Raw genomic sequence first — 20,862 nt, forward strand, 5'->3', positions numbered from 1 at the left:
CGGGCCGGACTTTTCAAGCGGGGCAGCCGCGGCGCTCGCGCACGAACGCCAGCAGCCGCCGCAGCAGATCCGGCTGGGCCGCGAGCCGCGCGCGCAGCGCGGTGGCCAGGGCCGTCCAGTCGGCCAGCCCGGCTGCGGTCAGCGGCGGCGGGTCGGCGCCGCCGGGCGCGTCGTTGAGCGCGCGCATCCACGCCGCCCAGCCGGGTGGTCCGTCCGCCCAGGCCAGGAACGCCTCCAGCTTGGCGTGGTGCGCGGCGTCGTCCTGCGGGTAGAGCTGCCAGAGAAAGGCGCGGCCGGCCCACAGCGCGCGCACGAGCGAATCCTCGCCGCGCACGAGGTTGAGGTCGCAGGCCCACAGTCGCTCGTCGAACGCGTCCTGCGGCACCGGCGCGCAGGGCGTCACGCGCGCCGCGGCGGACAGCGGCGCGGCCGCGTCGAGCCGGCTCCAGTGCGCGGCGCTGCGCCCCGGCGCCACCAGCCAGTGCGCCGCGGCCAGCGCGGGCTGACGGCGCAGCGCGGCCAGCGCCGCGGGCTCGTAGGTGAAGACGCTGACCCATGGTCCGGCGTGGCCGCCGTGCGCGGCGCGCCAGCGCGCCGCGTCGAAGGCGGCCTGGCGTGCGTCCAGATCGGCCTCGCGCAGCAGCCCGCCGGTGGCGGGTGTGAAACCGGGGAAGAAGAACCACTTCGTGCGACCGGTCAGCGCGCCGCTGAGCACCGGCGAGGGCAGGCCGTGGCTGCGCTCGACCCACGGCTCGGCGCTCAGGTATTCGAGGTTGAGCCAGACGGTCGGGCAGCCGGTCTCGTCGTGCGCCGGCAGCAGGGCCCGCACCCATGCATCGGGGACATGGCAGCCGAACATTTCCACCAGCACCTGCGCGGGCGGCAGGCCGCTGGGCGGGGGCGCTTCGCCCGCGCGCGGCCAGCGGTGCACCGCCACGCCCGGCACGCCCCCGTGCGCCGCACCCGGCGCCATCCAGTCCAGCGGCGCCGGGTCGTCGATCCACAGCCGCACCTGCTGGCCGGCGGCGGCGAGCTGGCGGCACAGGCGCCACGCCACGCCGGCGTCGCCCCAGTTGTCGATCACGTGGCAGAACACGTCCCAGCGCAGCGCCGGGGCGGCAAGGGGTGAGGGACAATCCTGCGTCATGGTCTCCTCGGTTCACGACGACGCATTGTTGCGCATGGTGGCGGCGCTGCCGGCGCTGCCCGGGGTCTACCGCTTCTTCGACGCCGACGGGCAGCTGCTCTACGTCGGCAAGGCGCGCGACCTGAAGCGGCGCGTCAGCAGCTACTTCCAGCGCACCCACGACGGCACGCGCATCGGCCACATGGTCGGCAAGATCGCGCGGCTGGAGACCACCGTCGTGCGCTCCGAGGCCGAGGCCCTGCTGCTGGAGAGCAACCTCATCAAGACCCAGCAGCCGCGCTACAACATCCTGTTCCGCGACGACAAGAGCTACCCCTACCTGCGCGTGGGGGCCGGCAGCCGGGTGGTCGACGCAGCCGGCGCCGGCGCGATGCCCGGCACGCCGAACCCGGACCATTACCCGCGCGTGTCCTACTACCGCGGCGCGGTCGACCGGCGCGCGCGCTATTTCGGCCCCTATCCGAACGCCTGGGCGGTCAAGCAGACCATCGAGCTGCTGCAGAAGGTGTTTCGGCTGCGCACCTGCGAGGACACGGTGTTCGCGCACCGCACCCGTCCGTGTCTGCTGCACCAGATCAAGCGCTGCAGCGCGCCCTGCGTCGGCGCGATCAGCCCGGCGGACTACGCCGCCGACGTGCGCGCCGCGTGCGACTTTCTGGAAGGCCGCAGCCAGGAGGTGCTGCAGGCGCTGCAGGCACGCATGGAGGCGCTGGCGGCGCAGCTGGCGTTCGAGCAGGCCGCCGAGGTGCGCGACCAGATCGGGGCGCTTTCGCGCGTGCTGCAGCAGCAGGCGATGGAGAGCCACGACGACCAGGATGTGGACATCGTCGCGGTGGCGGTGCGCGGCGGGCGCGCCTGCGTCAACCTGGCGATGGTGCGCGGCGGGCGCCACCTGGGCGACCGGTCAACCTTCCCGGCCCACGTCGAGGATGGCGCGGCGCTGGCCGACGTGGACGGCGCGGCCGGTGCCGAGCAGCGCGTGCTGGAGGCGTTCCTGGTCCAGCACTACACCGACGTGCCGCCGCCGCCGCTGCTGGTGCTGGGCGCGCCGGTGGACGAGGCGCTGCTGGAGGCGCTGAGCGAGCAGAGCGGCGTGCGGGTGCGCGCGGTGTTCCATCCGCGCGAGCGGCGCCGCGTCTGGCTCGAGATGGCGCAGACCAACGCCGAGCTGCAGCTGGCGCGCCTGCTGGCCGAGGAGGGCTCGCAGCAGGCGCGCACGCGCGCGCTGGCCGAGGCGCTGGGGCTGGAGGCGGCCACCCCCGAGGCGCTGGCGGCGCTGCGCATCGAGGCGTTCGACATCTCGCACACCGCCGGCGAGGCCACGATGGCCTCCTGCGTCGTCTACGAGCACCACCAGATGCAGCCGCGCCAGTATCGGCGCTACGCGATCGAGGGCATCACGCCCGGCGACGACCCGGCGGCGATGCGCCAGGTGCTGCAGCGCCGCTACGGTCGGCTGGCCGGCCAGCTGGCCGAGCAGGGCGGTGACGACGCCGGCGGCGCACGGCTGCCGGACGTGGTGCTGATCGACGGCGGCGCGGCGCAGGTGGCGGCGGCGCGCGCGGTGTTCGATTCGCTCGGGCTGGACATCGGCCGGCTGGTCGGCGTCGAGAAGGGCGAGGGGCGCAAGGTCGGGCTGGAGGAGCTGGTGTTCGCCGACGGCCGGCCGAAGGTGGCGCTGCCGCCGGATTCGGCGGCGCTGCTGCTGGTGGCGCAGATCCGCGACGAGGCGCACCGCTTCGCCATCACCGGCATGCGCGCGCGCCGCGCCCGCGCCCGCACCGGCGGCAGCCGGCTGGAGGAGATCCCCGGCGTCGGGCCCAAGAAGCGCGCCCGGCTGCTGGCGCGCTTCGGCGGCGTGCGCGGGGTGGCGGCGGCCAGCGTCGAGGAACTGGCCAGCGTCGAGGGGATCTCGCGCGAGCTGGCCGAGGCGATCCACCGCGCGTTGCACGGGTGACGCGCCGGGGCAGCGGCGGTGGGCGCCGCGCCCGCATAATCGCAGCCACCATGTTCCTGACGCTGCCGACGCTGCTGACCTGGACGCGCATCGCGGCCATCCCCCTGATCGTGGCGGTGTTTCACGTGCCGGGCTGGCCGCTGGCGTGGGCCAACGCGGTGGCCACCGGGCTGTTCATCGTCTTCGCGCTGACCGACTGGGCCGACGGCTACCTGGCGCGGCGGCTCAACCAGACGTCGGCGTTCGGCGCCTTCCTCGATCCGGTGGCGGACAAGTTCCTGGTCAGCGCCTGCATCCTGGTGCTGGTGCACCTGGGGCGCGCCGACGTGTTCGCCGGCCTGATCATCATCGGGCGCGAGATCGCGATCTCGGCGCTGCGTGAGTGGATGGCGCAGATCGGCGCCACGCGCAGCGTGGCGGTGCACATGGTCGGCAAGTTCAAGACCGCGACCCAGATGGTGGCGATCCCGTTCCTGCTCTACGACGGGGTGCTGTGGGGCGTCGATACGCGCTGGTGGGGCACGCTGCTGCTGTGGGCGGCGGTGGTGCTGACGGTGTGGTCGATGGTCTATTACCTGCGCCGCGCGATTCCCGAAATCCGCGCGCGCGCGCCGCGGCGGCCGTGACGGGCGTGGGGTCCGGCCAACGCAACGGGTCGGCGTGGCTCGCCGCCATGCCCGCGGTGTTCGTGCTGATCTGGAGCACGGGCTTCATCGTCGCGCGCTTCGGCATGCCGCACGCGCCGCCGATGACCTTCCTGGCGTGGCGCTACGCGCTGTCGATCGCCTGCTTCGGCGTGTGGATCGCGCTGGCACGCGTGGCGTGGCCGCGCACGCCGGCGCAGTGGGGGCACCTGGCGGTCACCGGCGTGCTGATGCACGCCGGCTACCTGGGCGGCGTGTGGGCGGCCGTCAAGGCCGGCATGGGCGCGGGACTGTCGGCGCTGATCGTCGGCCTGCAGCCGGTGCTGACGGCGGTGTGGCTCTCGTCCACCGGCGGGCGCGTGACCGCACGCCAGTGGCTGGGTCTGACGCTGGGCCTGGCCGGGCTGGTGCTGGTGGTGTGGCACAAGTTCGGCCACGGCGGCCCCGGCGACAGCGCCACGCCGGTGAATCTGGCGTTCGCGGTGGCGGCGCTGCTGTCCATCACCGCCGGCACGCTGTACCAGAAGCGCTTTCTGGCCCCCTGCGACGTGCGCACCGCCAACACGGTGCAACTGGCCGCGGCGCTCGTGGTGACGCTGCCGCTGGCGTGGCTGGAGAGCGAGCCGATGCGCTGGAACATGGAGTCGGCCGGCGCCATGGCGTGGTCGGTGCTGGGCCTGACGCTGGGCGGCAGCTCGCTCTTGTATCTGCTGATCCAGCGCGGCGCGGCTGCGTCGGTGACCAGCCTCATGTACCTGGTGCCGCCGTGCACCGCGCTGATCGCCTGGGCGCTGTTCGGCGAGCCGATCACCGCCATGACGCTGGCCGGCACGGCGCTCACCGCCGTGGGCGTGGCGCTGGTGGTGCGCGGCGGCGCGCCGCGCTGACCCGTCGCGCCCAGAACGTTGACCCGGGAGACCGCTTCATGACCGCCTCGTCCACCCCCACCCTGGGGCACCGCATCGCCGTCATCCCCGGCGACGGCATCGGCACCGAGGTCATGCCCGAGGGCCTGCGCGTGCTGGAAGCCGCAGCCAGCCGCTTCGGCCTCGACCTGCGCTTCGAGACCTTCGACTTCGCCTGCTGGCCGTACTACGAGCGCCACGGCGCGATGCTGCCGCCCGACTGGCAGGACATCCTCGGCGGGTTCGACGCGATCTACTTCGGCGCGGTCGGCTGGCCCGAGAAGATCCCGGACCACGTCTCGCTGTGGGGCTCGCTGCTGCAGTTTCGCCGCGCGTTCGACCAGTACGTCAACCTGCGCCCGGCGCGGCTGATGCCGGGGGTGCGCGCGCCGCTGGTGCGCGCCGACGGCACGCCGTACGCGCCCGGCGAGATCGACATGCTGATCGTGCGCGAGAACACCGAGGGCGAGTACTCCAGCATCGGCGGGCGCATGTTCGAGGGCACCGAGCGCGAGCTGGTGGTGCAGGAGACGGTGATGACGCGCCACGGGGTGGACCGCGTGCTGCGCTTCGCGTTCGAGCAGGCGCGCCGCCGCCGCGGCCGCCTGACCAGCGCCACCAAATCCAACGGCATCGCCATCACGATGCCGTACTGGGACGAGCGCGTGCGGGCGATGGCGGCGGCCTACCCGGACGTGGCGGTGGACCAGTACCACATCGACATCCTGACCGCGCACTTCGTGCAGCGGCCGGATCGCTTCGACGTCGTCGTGGCCAGCAACCTGTTCGGCGACATCCTGAGCGACCTGGCGCCGGCCTGCACCGGCACGATCGGCATCGCGCCGTCGGCCAACCTCAACCCCGAGCGGCGCTTTCCGTCGCTGTTCGAGCCGGTGCACGGCTCGGCGCCGGACATCGCCGGCCGCGGCATCGCCAACCCGATCGGGCAGATCTGGTCCGGCGCGCTGATGCTGGACTTTCTCGGCCACCGGGAGGCGCACGACGCCATCGTGCGCGCCATCGAGGCGGCGCTGGCGCCCGGCAGCGGCGCGCCGCGCACGCCGGACCTGGGCGGGCGCGCCGGCACCGCCGACCTCGGCCGCGCGATCGCCGAGGCGCTGCGCGCGGGGGCCTGACGGCTAGAATACGGCGCCTTTTCGCCGGTGCGCCTGGGTGGCGCACCGCACCTGCGGAGAGCCATATCGATGAACAAGGCACAACTGATCGAACACATTGCCGAACGCGCGCAGCTGACGCGGCAGGAGGCGGCCCGGGCGCTGGAGGCCGTGCTGGAGGGAGTGACGCAGACGCTGGTGCGCGGCGGCGAGGTCACGCTGGTGGGCTTCGGCACGTTCGCGGTCGACGAGCGCGCCGCGCGCAAGGGTCGCAACCCCAAGACCGGCGAGCCGGTCGACATTCCAGCCGCTAGAATGCCGAAATTCCGGCCCGGCAAGGCCCTGCGCGACGCCGTCAACGGCTGAAGCCGGCAGGGACCGGCGCCAGGCGGCCATCCCCCGGGGCGCGGCCGCACGGGCGGGTGCTTAGCTCAGCTGGCAGAGCGGCGCCCTTACAAGGCGTAGGTCGGCGGTTCGAACCCGTCAGCACCCACCACCCCCTGCATCGCCCCGCTTTCCCCTTCCCCAGTCTGCCGACGTGCCCTGACACCCCATGTTCGACCTGTTCCGCAACAACATGAAGGTGCTGATGGCACTGCTCATGTTGCTGATCATCCCGTCGTTCGTCTTCTTCGGCGTGCAGGGCTACACCAGTCTGCGCGAGCGTGCCGAGCCGGTGGCGCGCGTGGCGGGCGAGCGCATCACGCGCCCCGAATGGGAGGCCGCGCACCGGCGCGAGGTCGAGCGGCTGGCGGCCAGCATGCCGGGGCTGGACCGCGCGCTGCTGGAAAGCGAGGACAGCCGCCGCGCGACGCTGCAGCGCATGGTCGACGAGCGCGTGCTGGCGCGCGCCGCGCAGGATCTGCGCATGGTCGTGACCGACCGCCAGCTCGCCGCCGAGCTGCTGCGTGACCCGACGATCGCCAGCCTGCGCAAGGCCGACGGCACACTGGATACCCAGCGCTACCAGGACCTGCTGCGCAGCCAGGGGCTGACCGCGCCGCAGTACGAGGCGCTGGTGCGCGCCGACCTGGCGCGCCGCCGCCTGCCGGAGCTGGTGCAGGCCAGCGCCTTCCTGCCGCTCGCCAGCGTCGAGCTGGCCACGGCGGCCTGGTTCGAACGGCGCGAGGTGGCGCTGGCAAGGTTTCGTCCGGCCGACTTCGCCGCCGGGGTGCGCGTCACCGACGAGGAGCTGCGCGCCCACCACGCCGCGCATGGCCAGGACTTCCGCACGCCGGAGCAGGCGGTGGTGGAGTACCTGCTGCTCGACCGCGACGCGGTGGCGCGGCGCCTGCAGCCGAGCGAGGGCGAGCTGCGTCACTATTACGAGCAGAACGCGGCGCGCGCCGGCCAGCGCGAGCAACGCCGCGCCGCGCACATCCTGCTGCAGGCCGACACGGCCGAGGCCAAGGCGCGCGTGCGGGCGCGGGCCGAGCAGCTGCTGGCCGAGGTGCGCGCCCAGCCGGCACGCTTCGCCGAGCTGGCGCGCCAGCACTCGCAGGACCCCGGTTCGGCCAGCCAGGGCGGCGATCTGGGCTGGTTCGGCCGCGGCGCGATGGTCAAGCCGTTCGAGGATGCGGTGTTCGCGCTGGCCAAGGGGCAGATCTCCGACATCGTCGAGAGCGAGTTCGGCCTGCACATCATCCAGCTGCTGGACGTGCGGCAGGAGCCGGTGGAGCCCTACGAGCGCGCGCGTGCGCGCCTGGTCGAGGAATGGCGCGCCCAGCAGGCCGCGCGCCAGTTCGCCGAACAGGCCGAGCGCTTCGGCAACCTGGTCTACGAGCAGCCCGACAGCCTGCAGCCGGCGGCCGAGGCGCTGGGGCTGACGGTGCGGCGCGCCACCGTCGAGCGGCAGGGGCCGGTCGGCGGCGACGCCGACCCCGCGCTGGCCGAGCCGGCGGCGCTGCGCGCCATCTTTGACGAGGAAGCGCTGCGGCGCAAGCTCAACAGCCGTGCCATCGAGCTGCGCGGCAACCGCCTGCTGGCGGTGCGCGTCGTCGAGCACCGGCCGGCGCAGGCCCAGCCGTTCGAGGCGGTGGCCGAGCAGGTGCGCGCGGCGCTGGTGGCCGAGCGCGCCCGCGCGGCCGCGCTGGAGCAGGCGCGTCAGCGGCTGGCGCAATGGCGCACGCAGCCGCCGGCCGACGGCGCACTGGGCAGCCCGGTGGTGGTGTCGCGCCAGGCCGCGCAGGGGCTCGACGCGCGCCTGGTGCGCGCGGCGCTGGCGGTGCCGCTGCAGGGGGAAGCGCCGGCATGGACGCTGGTGGACCTCGGCGCGGAGGGGGCCGCGGTGCTGCGCGTGCGGCGCGCGGCGGCGCGGCCGGCGCCCGCGCCCGAGCAGGCGCGCGCCGAGGCGCGCGAGCTGGCACGTCTGTGGGGCGAGGGCGAGGCGCGTGCGCTGCTGGCGGCGCTGCGCGCGCGCTACCAGGCCGAGCTGCTGGTCAAGTGAGGCATCCTTGTCGTCCGAAAGGGGTGCCGAACCGGTTATAATGACAGCTTCCACGGTGGCTGTAGCTCAGTTGGTAGAGTCCCAGATTGTGATTCTGGTTGTCGTGGGTTCGAGTCCCATCAGCCACCCCACACTGCCCGACCCGGCCGGTTGATCCCGCGCCGGGTTTTTTCTTGGCTGCCGGCCGGGCTCTGGCCGCGGCGGTCGCGGCGTCGTTGTACGATGAGAGGGCGATGGACGTCACCCCGGCCGGTTCCGACGCGCGCGACGCCTACGAGCGCGAGCTCGGCCCGCAGCGCATCCGCACCGCGCGCGAGTTCGCGGTGCTGGGCGCGACGCTGTATGCGCTGTTCGGCATCCTCGACTGGTGGGCCATCCCGTCGGCGCTGCACGCGGTGTGGCTGGTGCGGGCGGTGGTCGTCGCGTGGCTGCTCGGGCTGCTGGCACTGACGCGCTGGCCCGGCTTTCTGGGGCACTATCCGGCCATCATGGTCACCAGCTTCGTGGTCGTCGGGCTGGGCATCGAGGTGATGGTGCTGCTCGCCGGTCCGCACGACTTGGCGCGCTGGCTCTATTACACCGGGCTGATCCTGGTGGTGATGGCGCTGTACACCTTCACCTACCTGCCGGTGTGGATCCTGGGTGGCGTGGGCTTCGGCCTGGTGGTGCTGTACCTGCTGATCGCGGTGGGAGCGCAGCGCATGACCGGCCCGGGCGATGCCGAGGCGCTGCTGGCGCACGCCTTCTTCTTCGTCAGCGCCAACATCATCGGCGTGATCGCGGCGCGTCAGCGCCAGCGCCTGCTGCACGAGGGCTTCTGGCTGCGTCAGCGGTTACGTGGCGAGCTGCAGCGCACGGTGCGGGAGAAGGAGCTGACCGAATGGCGGGCGCTGCGCGACCCGCTGACCGGTCTGGCCAACCGCGAGGCGCTGATGCGCCAGCTTCGGGCCCGCCTGGCCGCGGTTCGGCAGGGGCGGGGGCAGGTGGTCGTGCTGTTCGTCGATCTGGACGGTTTCAAGCAGGTCAATGACCAGCTCGGGCACGCGGTCGGCGACGAGGTGCTGCGCATCGTCGCCCGGCGGCTGGAGCGCTGCGTGCGCGACCGCGATCTGGTGGCCCGCCTCGGCGGCGACGAGTTCGCCGTGGTGCTCTGGCTGGAGGACGGCGGGGACGAGGCGGTGGTGCAGCGCGTGGCGCAGGCGATCGAGGAGGCCGCCGCGCAGCCGATCGTCGAGCCCGACGTGCCGCTGCCGCTGGGCGCCAGCGTCGGCGTGGCGCGCCACCCGCAGGACGGAGAGGAAGCGGCGCAGCTGCTGCGCGTGGCCGATGCGCGCATGTACGAGGTCAAGGCGCGCCGTCACCAGCGGCTCGGCCGCTGACGGCTGCGCAGGCGGGGCAGCGGCCGCTGCTACCATAGCGGCCCAGCGCCGCGCGGCACGGGGCCGGCGGTACCGTCTCCTCAGGGAGTGTTGCGACGACCATGGCCAAAGGCATGATCCTCGCCGCGGGACAGGGCACCCGCGTGCGTCCGCTCACCAAAGACCTGCCCAAACCGATGATCCCCATCCTGGACAAGCCGGTGATGGAGTACCTGGTGGAGCGGCTGGCCGCGCACGGCGTGCGCCAGATCATGGTCAACGTGGCCTGGAACCACCACAAGATCGAGCAGTACTTCCGCGACGGTCGCCGCTGGGGGGTGGAGATCGGCTACTCGTACGAGGGTACCTACGAGCACGGCGACATCCTGCCGCGGCCGCTGGGCTCGGCGGGCGGCATGAAGCGCATCCAGGACATGAGCGGCTTCTTCGACGAGACCACCATCGTCCTGTGCGGGGATGCGCTGGTCGACCTGGACATCACCGCGGCGCTGGCGGAGCACCGCGCCAAGGGGGCGCTGGCCAGCGTGGTGACGCTGCCGGTGCCGCGCGAGCAGGTCGGCAACTACGGCATCGTGGTGGCCGACGAGGACGGGCGCGTGGTCTCGTTCCAGGAAAAGCCGCGGCCCGAGGAGGCGCGCTCGAATCTGGCCAGCACCGGCATCTACATCTTCGAGCCGGCGGTGCTGGACCTGGTGCCGTCGGGGCGGGTGTTCGACATCGGTGCGGAGCTGTTTCCGCTGCTGGTCGAGCGCGGCCTGCCGTTCTACGCGCAGAGCCGGCCGTTTCACTGGATCGACATCGGGCGCGTGAGCGACTACTGGTCGGTGCTGCAGCGCGTGCTCAGCGGCGAGATCGCCGACCTGCGCATGCCGGGCACCGAGGTGCGCCCGGGCGTGTGGGTCGGGCTCAACACGCGCATCGACTTCGACCGCGTGCAGGTGACCGGACCGGTCTACATCGGCTCCAGCGTGCGGCTGGAGGAGGGCTGCTCCGTCGTCGGGCCGGCGTGGATCGGCCACGGCAGCCACCTGCGCGCCGGCTCGCGCGTGGAGCGCAGCGTGCTGTTCGAGTACACGCGCATCGGCGCCGGCATGCTGTTCCAGGACATGATCGTCTCGCCGAGCTACTGCGTGGACCGCCACGGCCGCGCCACCTACGTCGGCGACGACCGCTGCCCGCTGCGCTGGGGCGACGCGCGCGCCTGAGGCCGGGGCCGTCGGGACCGGCAGCCGATTCCGGCCGCTCGTCCGGGCGGCGGCTTGACGGGTGCGCTCGCGGGCAGGCTGCGGGTCGTCAGCGTGCGGCGTCGGCCGCGTGCAGCGGCGCCAGCCACGCCAGCGTCAGCGTCGCCGCAGTGGAGCCGACCAGCGCCCCGGCGAACGGCGCCAGCGTCGGCACGTTGGCCGGAAAGGTCGCCGCCACCAGGCCCTGCCAGAGGGAGCCGGCGGCCCAGGCGTCCGGCAGCACCGCGCCGAGCAGCCCGGCGGCCATGCCGACCAGCGCCGCGTGGCGCGGGGTGCGCCGCCACAGCCCCAGCAGCAGCGGCACCGCCGCGGTGGCGCACAGCAGGTCCGCCACCAGGAACAGCCGCAGCACCGACAGGCCCTGCCACGCGATGGCGACGACCGGCACCATCAGCAGCACGGTGGCCCAGCGTGCGCCCGCAAGGGTCGCGCCGGCGCGCTGTGTCACCAGCAGCGAGGCGATGGCGTTCTGCAGCGTGTCCACCGACGAAGCCACCAAGGCGACGGCCAGCACCAGCACCCCGGCCACGATGAACGTCGGCGCCGGCTGCACCAGCGCGAACAGCGGCACCGGCGGCGACCCGAGCGGCAGGCCGCGCTGCGCCGCGACGATCCCCAGCGTCCCGACCAGCGCGACCGCGGCCGCGCTGCCGAGCGCCCCAAGCCACGCCGCGCGGTGCAGCGCGCGCTCGTCGGTGGCGGCCCAGATGCGCTGCCAGTAGCCCTGATGGAACAGGTTGGCCACGGTCACGGCGATGACGAGCGTGGCCGCCACCGACAGCGCCACCGGCAGCGGGGCCCCGGCGGGCGCGCCCGGGGCCGCGGCGGGGGCGCCTGGCTGGCCGAGCAGCCAGGCGGCCACCAGCGCCAGCAGCGCCAGCAGCAGCCAAGCCTGCCAGCGGTCGGTGGCGAGGCTGGCGCGCAGGCCACCCCAGGCGGTGTAGGCCAGCGTGGTCACCGCCACCGCCAGCACCGCCCAGCGTCCAGCGCCGCCGGTCAGCAGCGCCACCACCGAGCCGATCGCGGTCAGCTCCGCGGCCAGGAAGCACAGCATGTACAGCAGCGACAGCAGCAGCACCCAGCCGCGCACCGCCGGCCCGAAGCGCTGGCCGGCGTAGTCGGTCAGGCTGCGACCGGCCGGCAGCCGGCGCCGCAGCGCCGGGGCGCACCACGCCAGCACCAGGAAAGGCAGCGCCGCCCCGACGGCGTAGCCGGCCAGCGCCAGCGGGCCGACGAAGGCGCCGATCTCCGGCGGCACGAACAGGATCCACGCCCCCAACCCGGAGGCGACGAACGACAGGCCCAGCGTCGTGGCGCCCTGGGAGCCGCGTGCCGTCAGGTAGTCATCCAGCGAATCGCCCGCGGTGCGGGCGCGCAGCCCCACCAGCACGAAGACGAACAGCGCCGCGCCCACCGCGGCCATCGGCATCCAGGTCATGTCGCGCTTCCTCCGCCGGTACGAACCGGATCAGGTTCCAGGGTCTGGACCACGGCCCCCGCGGCCTGCCGTCCACTCTCAGCCCGGGCCGTCCGCTGCCGCGGACACGCGCCGGGCTCCCCTGGCGACTGCAGATGCCGGGATTCTAGTCGTCGTTGCGCAGCACCAGCTTGCCCAGCACGCGGCGGGCCTCGAGCCGCCGCAGCGCCTCGGGCAGCGCGGCCATCGGCAGCACGGTGTCGATCACCGGCCGGTAGTGACCCTGCAGGTAGCCCTGCACCAGCGCCTGCAGCAGCGCGGCGTTGGCGGCCGGCTCGCGGCGCGCGAACTCGCCCCAGAACACGCCGACGATTGAGGCTCCCTTGAGCAGCGGCAGGTTCAGCGGCAGGCTCGGGATCGCGCCGCCGGCAAAGCCGATCACCAGGAGGCGACCGCGCCAGGCGATCGAGCGCAGCACCGGTTCGGTCAGCGCCCCGCCCACCGGGTCGAAGACGACGTCGGGCCCGCGGCCGTCGGTCAGGCGGCGCAGTTCGTCACGCAGCGTGCCGTCCGGCGTGTGCACCGAATAGTCGAGCACGGCGTCGGCGCCCAGGCGCTGCGCCAGCGCGCACTTGGCGGCGCTGGAGGCGGCGGCGACGACGCGCGCGCCGGCGGCCTTGGCGACCTGGATCGCCGCGGTGCCGACGCCGCCGGCGGCGCCCAGCACCAGCACCGTCTCGCCGGGGCGCAGTGCGCCGCGATCCAGCAGCGCATGGTGCGCGGTGGCGTAGGTCATGATGAAGGCCGCCGCGTCCTGCAGCGCAAAGCCCGGCGGCAGCGGCAGGCACAGGTGCGCCGGCACCACCGCGTGCGTGGCGAAGGCGCCGGTGCCGGCCAGGCACGCCACCGGCTGACCCGGGGTCAGGGTGGTGACGCCGGCGCCCACGGCGCGCACGACGCCGGCGAACTCCGCCCCGGGCACGAAGGGGGGCTCGGGCCGGTGCTGGTAGCGTCCCTGCACGATCAGCAGGTCGGGATAGTTGACGCTGGCGGCGGCGATCTCCACCAGCACCTCGCCGGCGCCGGGGACGGGGTCAGGACGCTCGCCCCAGCGCAGGGCGTCCAGGCCGGTGGGCTGTTCACAGATCCAGGCTCGCATCGGGATGCTTCCTCAGGCATGACGACCGCGGCATGCTAGCGCCGGGGGCGCGCGGCGGCTGTCGCCGAGGCGGCGCGGCGTCCGGCCTACAATGGCCGCCATGCGCATCCTGCTGTGCAACGACGATGGCTACCAGGCGCCGGGCATCCAGGCGCTGGGGCGGGCGCTGGCGTCGTTCGCCGAGGTGGAGATCGTCGCGCCGGAGCACAACAACAGTGCCAAATCCAACGCGCTGACCCTCAACGCCCCGCTGTACGTGCACCGCGCCGGCGAGCGCGTGCGCTACGTCAACGGCACGCCGGCCGACTGCGTGCACATCGCGCTGACCGGCCTGCTGGACTACCGCCCCGACCTGGTCGTCTCCGGCATCAACAACGGCGCCAACATGGGCGACGACACGATCTACTCCGGCACGGTGGGGGCGGCGATGGAAGGCTACCTGTTCGGGGTGCCGGGCATCGCGTTTTCGCTGACCGAGAAGGGCTGGGCGCACCTGGACGACGCGGTGGCGCTGGCCGTGGAGCTGGTGCGCACGCTGCGCCCGGCGGTGGAGGCGCACCGCGGCGGCGCCGAGGCGACGCACCCCGGCCCATGGCTGCTCAACGTCAACATCCCGAGCCTGCCGCGGGCGCAGATTCGCGGCTTCAAGGTGGCGCGGCTGGGGCGGCGCCACGCGGCCGAGCCGGTCATCACGCAGGTCAATCCGCGTGGTGAGACCATGTACTGGATCGGCGCGGCCGGCCCGGCCAAGGACGACGCCGAGGGCACCGACTTTCACGCCACGCGCCAGGGCTACGTGTCGATCACGCCGTTGCAGATCGACTTGACCGATCACGCGCGGCTGGCGTACTGGGCGCAGACGGCGGCGGCGCTGAGCGCGCACGCGCGCGAGGCGGCGCCGGCGGCCGATGGGCCGGCAGCCCCGGCCGGGGAGGCACGGCCGTGGTGAGGCCGGCAGCGCCGCGGCCCGGCGGTGGTGGGCGCGGCGGGCGCTTCCCGGCGGCGCTGGAGGGGCTGAGGCCAGCCGCGGCGCCGGCCCCGTCCCGCGCCCCGGGCGTCGCTGCCGCCACCGCGGCGCCGCCCGTCCGCGGCGTCGGTCTCGACTCGGCGTCGGTGCGGCAGGCGATGGTGCAGCGGCTGGCGCGGCAGGGCCTGGATCACCCGGAGGTGCTGCGTGTGCTGGCCGAGGTGGAGCGGCACCGCTTCGTCGACAGCGCGCTGGTGGCGCAGGCCTACGAGGACACGGCGCTGCCGATCGGCTGGGGACAGACGATCTCCAAGCCGAGCGTGGTGGCGCGCATGCTGGCGCTGCTGTGCGCCGGCCGGCCGCTGCCGCTGGGCCGCGTGCTGGAGGTGGGCACCGGCTGCGGCTATCAGGCCGCGCTGCTGGCGCGCCTGTGCCGCGAGGTCTACTCGATCGAGCGCATCCGCGGCCTGCACGAGAAGGCGCGTGAGAACCTGCGCCCGCTGCGCATCCCGAACCTGCACCTGATCTTTGGCGACGGCATGCCGGGCTACCCTGACGGGGCGCCGTACGCCGGCATCATTGCCGCCGCCGGCGGCGAGGCCGTTCCGCCCGCCTGGCTGGAGCAGCTGGAGGTGGGGGGGCGGCTGGTGGCGCCCGCCGAGGTGCAACCCGGGCGGCAGCGTCTCATCGTCATCGAGCGCACCGCCGGCGGCTGGCGGCGTCAGGAGCTCGAGAGCGTGCACTTCGTCCCCCTACAATCGGGCGTGGTGTGACCTTTGCCCACGGATCGACGCTGCGATGACGCTGCACCTTTCGCGCCTCGCCGGCGCCTGGATCACCGGCGGCGTGCTGCTGGCCCTGCTGGCCGGCTGCGCCGCCCCCCGCCAACCCGCCCGCACCGCGCCGGTGGAAGACCGGCGCGTGGCCGCGGCGCCGGGCGCCGCACCGCCAGGCAGCGAGAACGCCGGCAAGCCGGGCTACTACACCGTGCGGCCGGGTGACACGCTCTACCGCATCGGTCTGGAACATGGTCAGAGCTGGCGCGATCTGGCGGCGTGGAACAACCTGAGCAACCCGGACCGCATCGAGGTCGGGCAGGTGCTGCGCGTGGTGCCGCCGGGCGCCGAGCCGGCACCGGCCGGCGTGACGACCCAGCCGGTGACCGCCGCCCCGGTGCAGGCCCGCCCGCTGCCGGCCGATCCGGCCCCGGCGCCCGCCCCGGCTCCGGCTCCCGCTCCTGCGGGGGGGGGCTCCACCCCGCCGGCCGCTGCCGCGCCGGCCGGCGCGCCGGCGCGGCCTGCGGCGGCCGCCCCGGCCGATGCGATCGCGCTGGCGTGGCCGGCGCGCGGGCCGCTGCTGTACGGCTTCGACGAGACGCGCAACAAGGGCATCGGCATCGGCGGCAAGGCCGGCGACCCGGTGCTGGCCGCCGCCGACGGGCGCGTGGTCTACGCCGGTTCGGACCTGCGCGGCTACGGCAACCTCATCATCATCAAGCACAACAACACCTACCTCACTGCCTACGCGCACAACCAGAGCCTGCTGGTGCGCGAGGATCAGACCGTGCGCCAGGGGCAGAAGATCGCCGAGATGGGCAGCAGCGACGCCGACCGCGTCAAGCTGCATTTCGAGGTGCGCCGCCAGGGCAAGCCGGTCGATCCGCTGAGCCTGCTGCCGCCGAGCCGCTGATGGACGACTTCGAACCCGACGTGGCCGCCGACGGCGCGGCCGGCCTGACCGCTGCCGCTGTCTCCCCGCTCGCGACCCCGCCACGGCCGGCCGGCGTACCGGCGGAGGCGTTGCCGGTGCACGGCGTCGACCTGGAGGCGCACGGCATCGCGCGCCGCCCGGACGGCAAGGTGGTGTTCGTCGAGGGCGCGCTGCCGGGCGAGTGGGTGCAGGTGCGCGTGACGCGCCGCAAGCCGCAGTGGGAAGCGGCCGAAGCGGTCGAGGTGCACCGGCCCTCGCCGCTGCGCGTGGCGCCGCGCTGCCCGCACTTCGGCCTGCACGCCGGCGCCTGCGGTGGCTGCCGCATGCAGCACATCGACGCGCTGGCGCAGGTGGCGATCAAGCAGCGCGCGCTGGAGGACAGCCTGTGGCGGCTCGGCAAGGTGCGGCCGCAGCAGATCCTGCCGCCGATCGCCGGGCCGGCGTGGGGTTACCGCTGGCGCGCGCGGCTGGCGGTGCGGCACGTGCCCAAGAAGGGTGAGGTGCTGGTCGGCTTTCACGAGCGCAAGAGCCGCTACGTGGCCGACATGGCCAGCTGCGCGGTGCTGCCGCCGCACGTGTCGGCGCTGCTCAAGCCGCTGCGGGCGCTGGTGATGGCGCTGCAGGCGCGCGACCGCTGCCCGCAGATCGAGCTGGCCTGCGGCGAGGGTGTGACCGCGCTGGTGCTGCGCCACCTGGAGCCGCTGACCGAGGCGGATTGCGACCGCCTGCGCGCCTTCGCGCGCGAGCACGCCGCCGCCGGCGTGCAGTGGTGGCTGCAGCCGGCCGGCCCCGACAGCGTGCACCGGCTCGACGAGGACGACGGCACGCCCGAGCTGGCGTACCGGCTGCCGGAGTTCGACCTCGTGATGCCGTTTCGCCCGACCGACTTCACGCAGGTCAACCCGCACATCAACCGCGTGCTGGTGGCGCGCGCGCTGCGGCTGCTGGAAGCGCGGCGCGGCGAGCGCGTGATCGACTGGTTCTGCGGGCTGGGCAATTTCACGCTGCCGATCGCCACGCAGGCCGGCAGGGTGCTGGGTGTGGAGGGCAGCGCGGCGCTGGTGCAGCGTGCGCAGGCCAACTGGGCCGCCAACCAGGCGCGCCGCGGCGGGCTGGCGCCGACCGAGTTCGTGGCGCGCAACCTGTTCGAGATGACGCCGGCGCAGCTGGTGGCCGACGGCGTGGCGCAGCGCTGGCTGGTCGATCCGCCGCGTGAAGGGGCGTTCGCGCTCGCCAAGGCGCTGGCCGACCTGCACCAGGCGGCGCTGGCCGGCTGCGAGGCGCCGCACACGCCGCACGGGCAGCCGTGGCAGCCGCCGCGGCGCATCGTCTACGTGAGTTGCAACCCGGCGACGCTGGCGCGCGACGCCGGCCTGCTGGTGCACCAGGCCGGCTACGTCTGCCGTGCCGCCGGCGTCGTCAACATGTTTCCGCACACCGCGCACGTGGAAAGCGTGGCGGTGTTCGACCGCGCGGCGGGCTGAATCGGCGGCGGCCGAGCGCGCGGTCAACGCCCCGGTGGGCGCTCGGCCGCCGGGGCGAGGTTCGGCACGATGCTGCCGGTCGGCGGGGCCGGGCGCGCAGCGCCCCCTGCGGGGGTGGGGGCGGCCGTCGGGCCCGCGCCCGTCGCCGGTGCGGCGGGGCGCGCCGGGCTGGCCGCGCCGCCGCCGCCGGCCGCAGCCGGGGCCGGCGCTGGCGCGGTTTCGACGATTTCCTCGTGCGGCTCGGCGCGCTCGGCCGGACGCGGCGCGGGGGTGGCCGGCGGGATGTCGTTTTCGCGCATGTACTCATCCATCTCGCGCCAGCCGGCGAAGATGGCGGCCTTGGACGCCTTGGGGTTGCTGGCGTAGCAGTCCTCCAGGCTGCGCTGCGTGTGGCGGCAGGCCGCGCCGATGGCCTTGCCCTCGGCCTCGCGCCGCTGCGCCTGCTTGGCCGGCGTGTCGATACCGAGCATGTCGCAGCCGCCCAGTGGCAAGGCCAGCGCCAGCGCCAGCCACGGGGCGGGCTGGGCGAGGCGGCGGGGACGCGCGGGCTTCATGACGCCGATTGTGCCGCGCGCCGCCGCCGCCGCGCCAGCGCCCACAGGGCCGGAAAAGCCCAGACCGGGCTTGCCATTTCGGCGGATCGGGCAGCCGCCGGTCCTGCCATCGCATTCAAGCAAAACGGGCCTTCCATGCGGAAGGCCCGTGCTGCGCGGCGACCGCGGTCCGAGCGGGCTGTCGCCGTGAACGCCGTCACTCGCGCTCGCCGCCGAAGATGCCCAGCAGCGCCAGCAGGCTCTGGAAGATGTTGAACAGGCTCAGGTACAGCGCCAGCGTCGCGGAGATGTAATTGGTCTCGCCCCCGTCGACGATGCGCTTCAGGTCCACCAGCAGGAAGGCGCTGAAGATGCCGATGGCCATCACCGACAGCGCCGCCATGAACGCGCTGCTGCCGACGAAGACGTTGACGATGCCGCCGATCAGCAACACGATCGTGCCGAAGAACAGCCACTTGGCCAAGCCATCCAGGTCGCGCTTGATGACGGTGGAGAGGTTGGCCATCACGAGGAAGACCGCCGCGGTGCCGCCGAACGCCGTCATCACCAGCTGCGCCCCGTTGGCGAACCCCAGCACCACCGCCAGCAGGCGTGACAGCATCAGGCCCATGAAGAACGTGAAGCCCAGCAGCAGCGCCACGCCGACGCCGGAGTGCTTGAAGCGCTCGATGGCGAACATGAAGCCGAACGCGCCGGCCAGGAACACCACCAGGCCGACCACGCCCGACAGCGCGGCCGTGAAGCCGGTGGCCACGCCGATCCAGGCTCCCAGCACCGTGGGCACCATGCTCAGCGCCAGCAGCCAGTAGGTGTTGCGCAGCACACGGTGGCGCGCGCCCTGGGCCACCAGGGTGTCGTGGCGAAGGGTGGTGTCAAAGCTCATGGTTGGTTGCCTCCAGCGACGGGATGGAACAGGGTTACGGCGAATAAGAGTACCACGCCGGTGCAAAGTTCACGGCCCCGGCTCGGTGACGAAGCCCACGCCCTGCACGCCGGCGCGCTGCGCCGCGGCCAGCACGCGCGCCACGCGCTCGTAGCGCACGTCGCGGTCGGCAAGCAAATGCAGCGGCCCCTGCGCCGGCTGCGCGCCGAGCTCGCGCAGGCGCTGCTGCAGCACCTCCTCGTCCAGCGCCTCATCGTTCCAGCGGTAGCCGCCATCGGCCAACACCGTCAGCCGCACCGCCTGCGGGGGCGGCTGCAGCGGTTCGGCGTTGGCTTGCGGCAACTTGACTTGCACGGCATGTTGCATCACGGGGATGGTGATCATGAACACGATCAGCAGCACCAGCATGACGTCGATCAGCGGGATCATGTTGATTTCGCTCATCGGTTCGTCCTGGTCGTGGTCACTGACTTGCATCGCCATGGTTGAGCCTCCACGGAGTTGTGGTCAGGGCTTGCGTGCAGCGCTTCAGGCGCGCAGCGCCCGCACACGGGCGTCAGCGGCCGGCGCTGGCGCGCGCGCCGCCACCCGCGCTCCCGTGACGAAGTAGGCATGCAGCTCGTGCGCGAAGCGGTTGAGCTGGTGCACCAGCGCTTTGTGCCCTCGCACCAGCGCGTTGTAGCCGAGCACCGCCGGGATGGCCACCGCCAATCCCAGCGCGGTCATGATCAGCGCCTCGCCGATGGGCCCGGCGACCTGATCGAGCCCGGCGTTGCCAGAGGCACCGATGCCCACCAGCGCATGATAAATGCTCCACACCGTGCCAAACAGGCCCACAAACGGCGCAGTGGAGCCCACCGAGGCCAGCAGCCAAAGCCCGGCCTGCAGTCGCGCCACGCAGTCGTCGATGGCCTGCCGCAGCGCGCGCTGCACCCAGTCGCTGAGGTCAAGCTGATCGTGCAGCTGCGGAGGGCGCGCGGCCACGTCGTCGCGGCCCTGCAGGTGCGCGGCGGCGTCTCGGCCCTGTTGGGCCAGCAAGCGAAATGGGTTGTCGGGTTCGCGCCCGAGCCGATCCAGCCCGTCGGCGAAATCGCTGGCATGCCAAAAAGCCTCGACGCGTCGAGCCTGCGCTCGGTGCCGGCGCAAATCCAGCGCCTTCAAGATGATCAGCACCCACGACAGCACCGACATCAGCAGCAACAAGACGGCGATCGTGCGGATGACGCCGTCGCCTTGGGCCCAAAGGTGGGCCAAGCCGAATGCGGCAGGAGGTTGGACGGTTTCCATCTTCAAAGCTCCGGTTGAAATTGAAAAGACTCGCTCGCTTGGGGGACGGCCCCCGCGGCGCGGCGCGTTGCGGCGTCGTCACTCCAACACGAATTGGATCGGCACCAAAAACCACATCGCCTCGGGCACGCCGTCGCGCTTGCCGGGCACGTAACGCCAGCGCAGCACCGCTTCCAAGGCAGCCTTGTCGAGCCGCTCATAGCCGCTGGAGGTGCGGATTTCAGCCGCGGAGGCGGTGCCGTCCGGCTCGATGCGCACCCGCAGCACGACGCGGCCTTGCTCGCCCAGCCGCCGCGACAGCGCTGGGTAGGCGGGCGGAGGGTTGTTGAGGTAGGCGGCACTGGCCGAAGGCAGCTCAATCTTGGGCGGTGGCGCAGGCGGCGCAGCGGCCACGGCAGGCGCAGCGGGCGCCGCCACGGGAGCCGCCGCCAAGGCCACCCGGCGCGAGCTGCAGGAGCGGCTGCGCCAGCGCCGCGGCGGCAGCGCCCAGGCCGCACCGGCCTCGACCCCGCCGACGGCGGGCCCGGCGCCGGCCGACGGCGACTCCGTGGACGACGGCGCGCA

At 73.6% G+C, this 20,862-nt stretch carries 20 protein-coding genes and 2 tRNA genes; 14 read left to right on the top strand and 8 right to left on the bottom strand.

Annotated features, from left to right (window positions below; genetic code table 11):
- Positions 1 to 13 precede the first annotated feature (13 nt).
- Positions 14 to 1,147: an elongation factor P maturation arginine rhamnosyltransferase EarP gene (gene earP, locus Tsedi_RS10710; RefSeq protein WP_143896454.1), complete on the bottom strand. Its 1,134-nt coding sequence runs from the start codon at positions 1,145 to 1,147 to the stop codon at positions 14 to 16.
- Here earP and uvrC point away from each other — a divergent pair.
- From uvrC to Tsedi_RS10760, 10 genes are all read left to right on the top strand, one after another.
- Positions 1,146 to 3,104 carry an excinuclease ABC subunit UvrC gene (uvrC, locus tag Tsedi_RS10715; protein WP_143896467.1) on the top strand — a complete coding sequence of 653 codons (1,959 nt, stop codon included), beginning with the start codon at positions 1,146 to 1,148 and terminating at the stop codon, positions 3,102 to 3,104. The two genes, earP and uvrC, sit on opposite strands and share 2 nt — an antisense overlap.
- Before the next feature lie 50 nt (positions 3,105 to 3,154).
- Positions 3,155 to 3,730 carry a CDP-diacylglycerol--glycerol-3-phosphate 3-phosphatidyltransferase gene (pgsA, locus tag Tsedi_RS10720; protein WP_143896469.1) on the top strand — a complete coding sequence of 192 codons (576 nt, stop codon included), beginning with the start codon at positions 3,155 to 3,157 and terminating at the stop codon, positions 3,728 to 3,730.
- A 47-nt stretch (positions 3,731 to 3,777) separates the two neighbouring features.
- Positions 3,778 to 4,635: a DMT family transporter gene (locus tag Tsedi_RS10725; protein WP_143896471.1), complete on the top strand. Its 858-nt coding sequence runs from the start codon at positions 3,778 to 3,780 to the stop codon at positions 4,633 to 4,635.
- A 38-nt stretch (positions 4,636 to 4,673) separates the two neighbouring features.
- Positions 4,674 to 5,789, top strand: coding sequence for a tartrate dehydrogenase (locus Tsedi_RS10730; RefSeq protein WP_143896473.1), 1,116 nt, complete (start codon positions 4,674 to 4,676; stop codon positions 5,787 to 5,789).
- A 69-nt stretch (positions 5,790 to 5,858) separates the two neighbouring features.
- Entirely contained in the window at positions 5,859 to 6,134 is a 276-nt protein-coding gene (locus Tsedi_RS10735; RefSeq protein ID WP_143896475.1) for an HU family DNA-binding protein, read from the top strand.
- A gap of 54 nt (positions 6,135 to 6,188) precedes the next feature.
- Positions 6,189 to 6,264 (top strand) — tRNA-Val (locus Tsedi_RS10740).
- 57 nt (positions 6,265 to 6,321) lie between these two features.
- Positions 6,322 to 8,214, top strand: a complete 1,893-nt coding sequence (locus tag Tsedi_RS10745) for a SurA N-terminal domain-containing protein (protein WP_143896477.1) — start codon at positions 6,322 to 6,324, stop codon at positions 8,212 to 8,214.
- A gap of 55 nt (positions 8,215 to 8,269) precedes the next feature.
- Positions 8,270 to 8,345: transfer RNA gene (locus tag Tsedi_RS10750), tRNA-His, on the top strand.
- Positions 8,346 to 8,447: 102 nt separating this feature from the next.
- Positions 8,448 to 9,593: a GGDEF domain-containing protein gene (locus Tsedi_RS10755; RefSeq protein ID WP_143896479.1), complete on the top strand. Its 1,146-nt coding sequence runs from the start codon at positions 8,448 to 8,450 to the stop codon at positions 9,591 to 9,593.
- Positions 9,594 to 9,706: 113 nt separating this feature from the next.
- On the top strand, positions 9,707 to 10,798 hold the full coding sequence (locus Tsedi_RS10760) for a nucleotidyltransferase family protein (protein WP_221934223.1): 1,092 nt from the start codon (positions 9,707 to 9,709) through the stop codon (positions 10,796 to 10,798).
- Between the two features lie 88 nt (positions 10,799 to 10,886).
- Here the strand turns inward: Tsedi_RS10760 and Tsedi_RS10765 are convergent, their stop codons facing one another.
- Positions 10,887 to 12,275, bottom strand: a complete 1,389-nt coding sequence (locus tag Tsedi_RS10765) for a sodium:solute symporter family transporter (protein ID WP_143896483.1) — start codon at positions 12,273 to 12,275, stop codon at positions 10,887 to 10,889.
- Between the two features lie 145 nt (positions 12,276 to 12,420).
- Positions 12,421 to 13,413, bottom strand: a complete 993-nt coding sequence (locus Tsedi_RS10770) for an NADPH:quinone oxidoreductase family protein (protein WP_143896485.1) — start codon at positions 13,411 to 13,413, stop codon at positions 12,421 to 12,423.
- 100 nt (positions 13,414 to 13,513) lie between these two features.
- Here Tsedi_RS10770 and surE point away from each other — a divergent pair, with 100 nt between their 5' ends.
- Genes surE through rlmD form a run of 4 tightly spaced genes read left to right on the top strand, consistent with a single transcriptional unit; the run spans position 13,514 to position 17,574 of the window.
- Positions 13,514 to 14,362 (top strand): 5'/3'-nucleotidase SurE, encoded by an 849-nt coding sequence (gene surE, locus Tsedi_RS10775; RefSeq protein ID WP_143896487.1) that lies wholly within the window; start codon positions 13,514 to 13,516, stop codon positions 14,360 to 14,362.
- Entirely contained in the window at positions 14,359 to 15,153 is a 795-nt protein-coding gene (locus Tsedi_RS10780; protein WP_425472760.1) for a protein-L-isoaspartate(D-aspartate) O-methyltransferase, read from the top strand. Before surE ends, Tsedi_RS10780 begins: the two co-directional genes overlap by 4 nt.
- Positions 15,154 to 15,178: 25 nt before the next feature.
- Positions 15,179 to 16,069 (top strand): peptidoglycan DD-metalloendopeptidase family protein, encoded by an 891-nt coding sequence (locus Tsedi_RS10785; RefSeq protein ID WP_143896490.1) that lies wholly within the window; start codon positions 15,179 to 15,181, stop codon positions 16,067 to 16,069.
- Complete coding sequence (gene rlmD, locus Tsedi_RS10790; RefSeq protein WP_143896492.1) at positions 16,069 to 17,574, top strand: 23S rRNA (uracil(1939)-C(5))-methyltransferase RlmD; 1,506 nt, start codon at positions 16,069 to 16,071, stop codon at positions 17,572 to 17,574. The genes Tsedi_RS10785 and rlmD overlap by 1 nt, the downstream gene beginning before the upstream one ends.
- 23 nt (positions 17,575 to 17,597) lie before the next feature.
- Here the strand turns inward: rlmD and Tsedi_RS12505 are convergent, their stop codons facing one another.
- From Tsedi_RS12505 to Tsedi_RS10815, 5 genes are all read right to left on the bottom strand, one after another.
- Positions 17,598 to 18,128 (bottom strand): hypothetical protein, encoded by a 531-nt coding sequence (locus tag Tsedi_RS12505; protein WP_221934220.1) that lies wholly within the window; start codon positions 18,126 to 18,128, stop codon positions 17,598 to 17,600.
- Between the two features lie 196 nt (positions 18,129 to 18,324).
- Positions 18,325 to 19,011, bottom strand: coding sequence for a Bax inhibitor-1 family protein (locus tag Tsedi_RS10800; RefSeq protein WP_143896494.1), 687 nt, complete (start codon positions 19,009 to 19,011; stop codon positions 18,325 to 18,327).
- 69 nt (positions 19,012 to 19,080) lie between these two features.
- The gene (locus tag Tsedi_RS10805; RefSeq protein ID WP_143896495.1) at positions 19,081 to 19,494 is read right to left on the bottom strand and encodes an ExbD/TolR family protein; all 414 of its coding nucleotides are present in this window, start codon (positions 19,492 to 19,494) and stop codon (positions 19,081 to 19,083) included.
- Positions 19,495 to 19,539: 45 nt separating this feature from the next.
- The gene (locus Tsedi_RS10810; protein WP_143896497.1) at positions 19,540 to 20,298 is read right to left on the bottom strand and encodes a MotA/TolQ/ExbB proton channel family protein; all 759 of its coding nucleotides are present in this window, start codon (positions 20,296 to 20,298) and stop codon (positions 19,540 to 19,542) included.
- Between the two features lie 78 nt (positions 20,299 to 20,376).
- On the bottom strand, positions 20,377 to 20,862 hold a 486-nt coding region (locus Tsedi_RS10815; RefSeq protein ID WP_143896499.1), incomplete at its 5' end, for an energy transducer TonB.

It is taken from the genome of Tepidimonas sediminis (genome assembly GCF_007556605.1).
Taxonomy (GTDB): Bacteria; Pseudomonadota; Gammaproteobacteria; order Burkholderiales; family Burkholderiaceae_C; genus Tepidimonas; species Tepidimonas sediminis.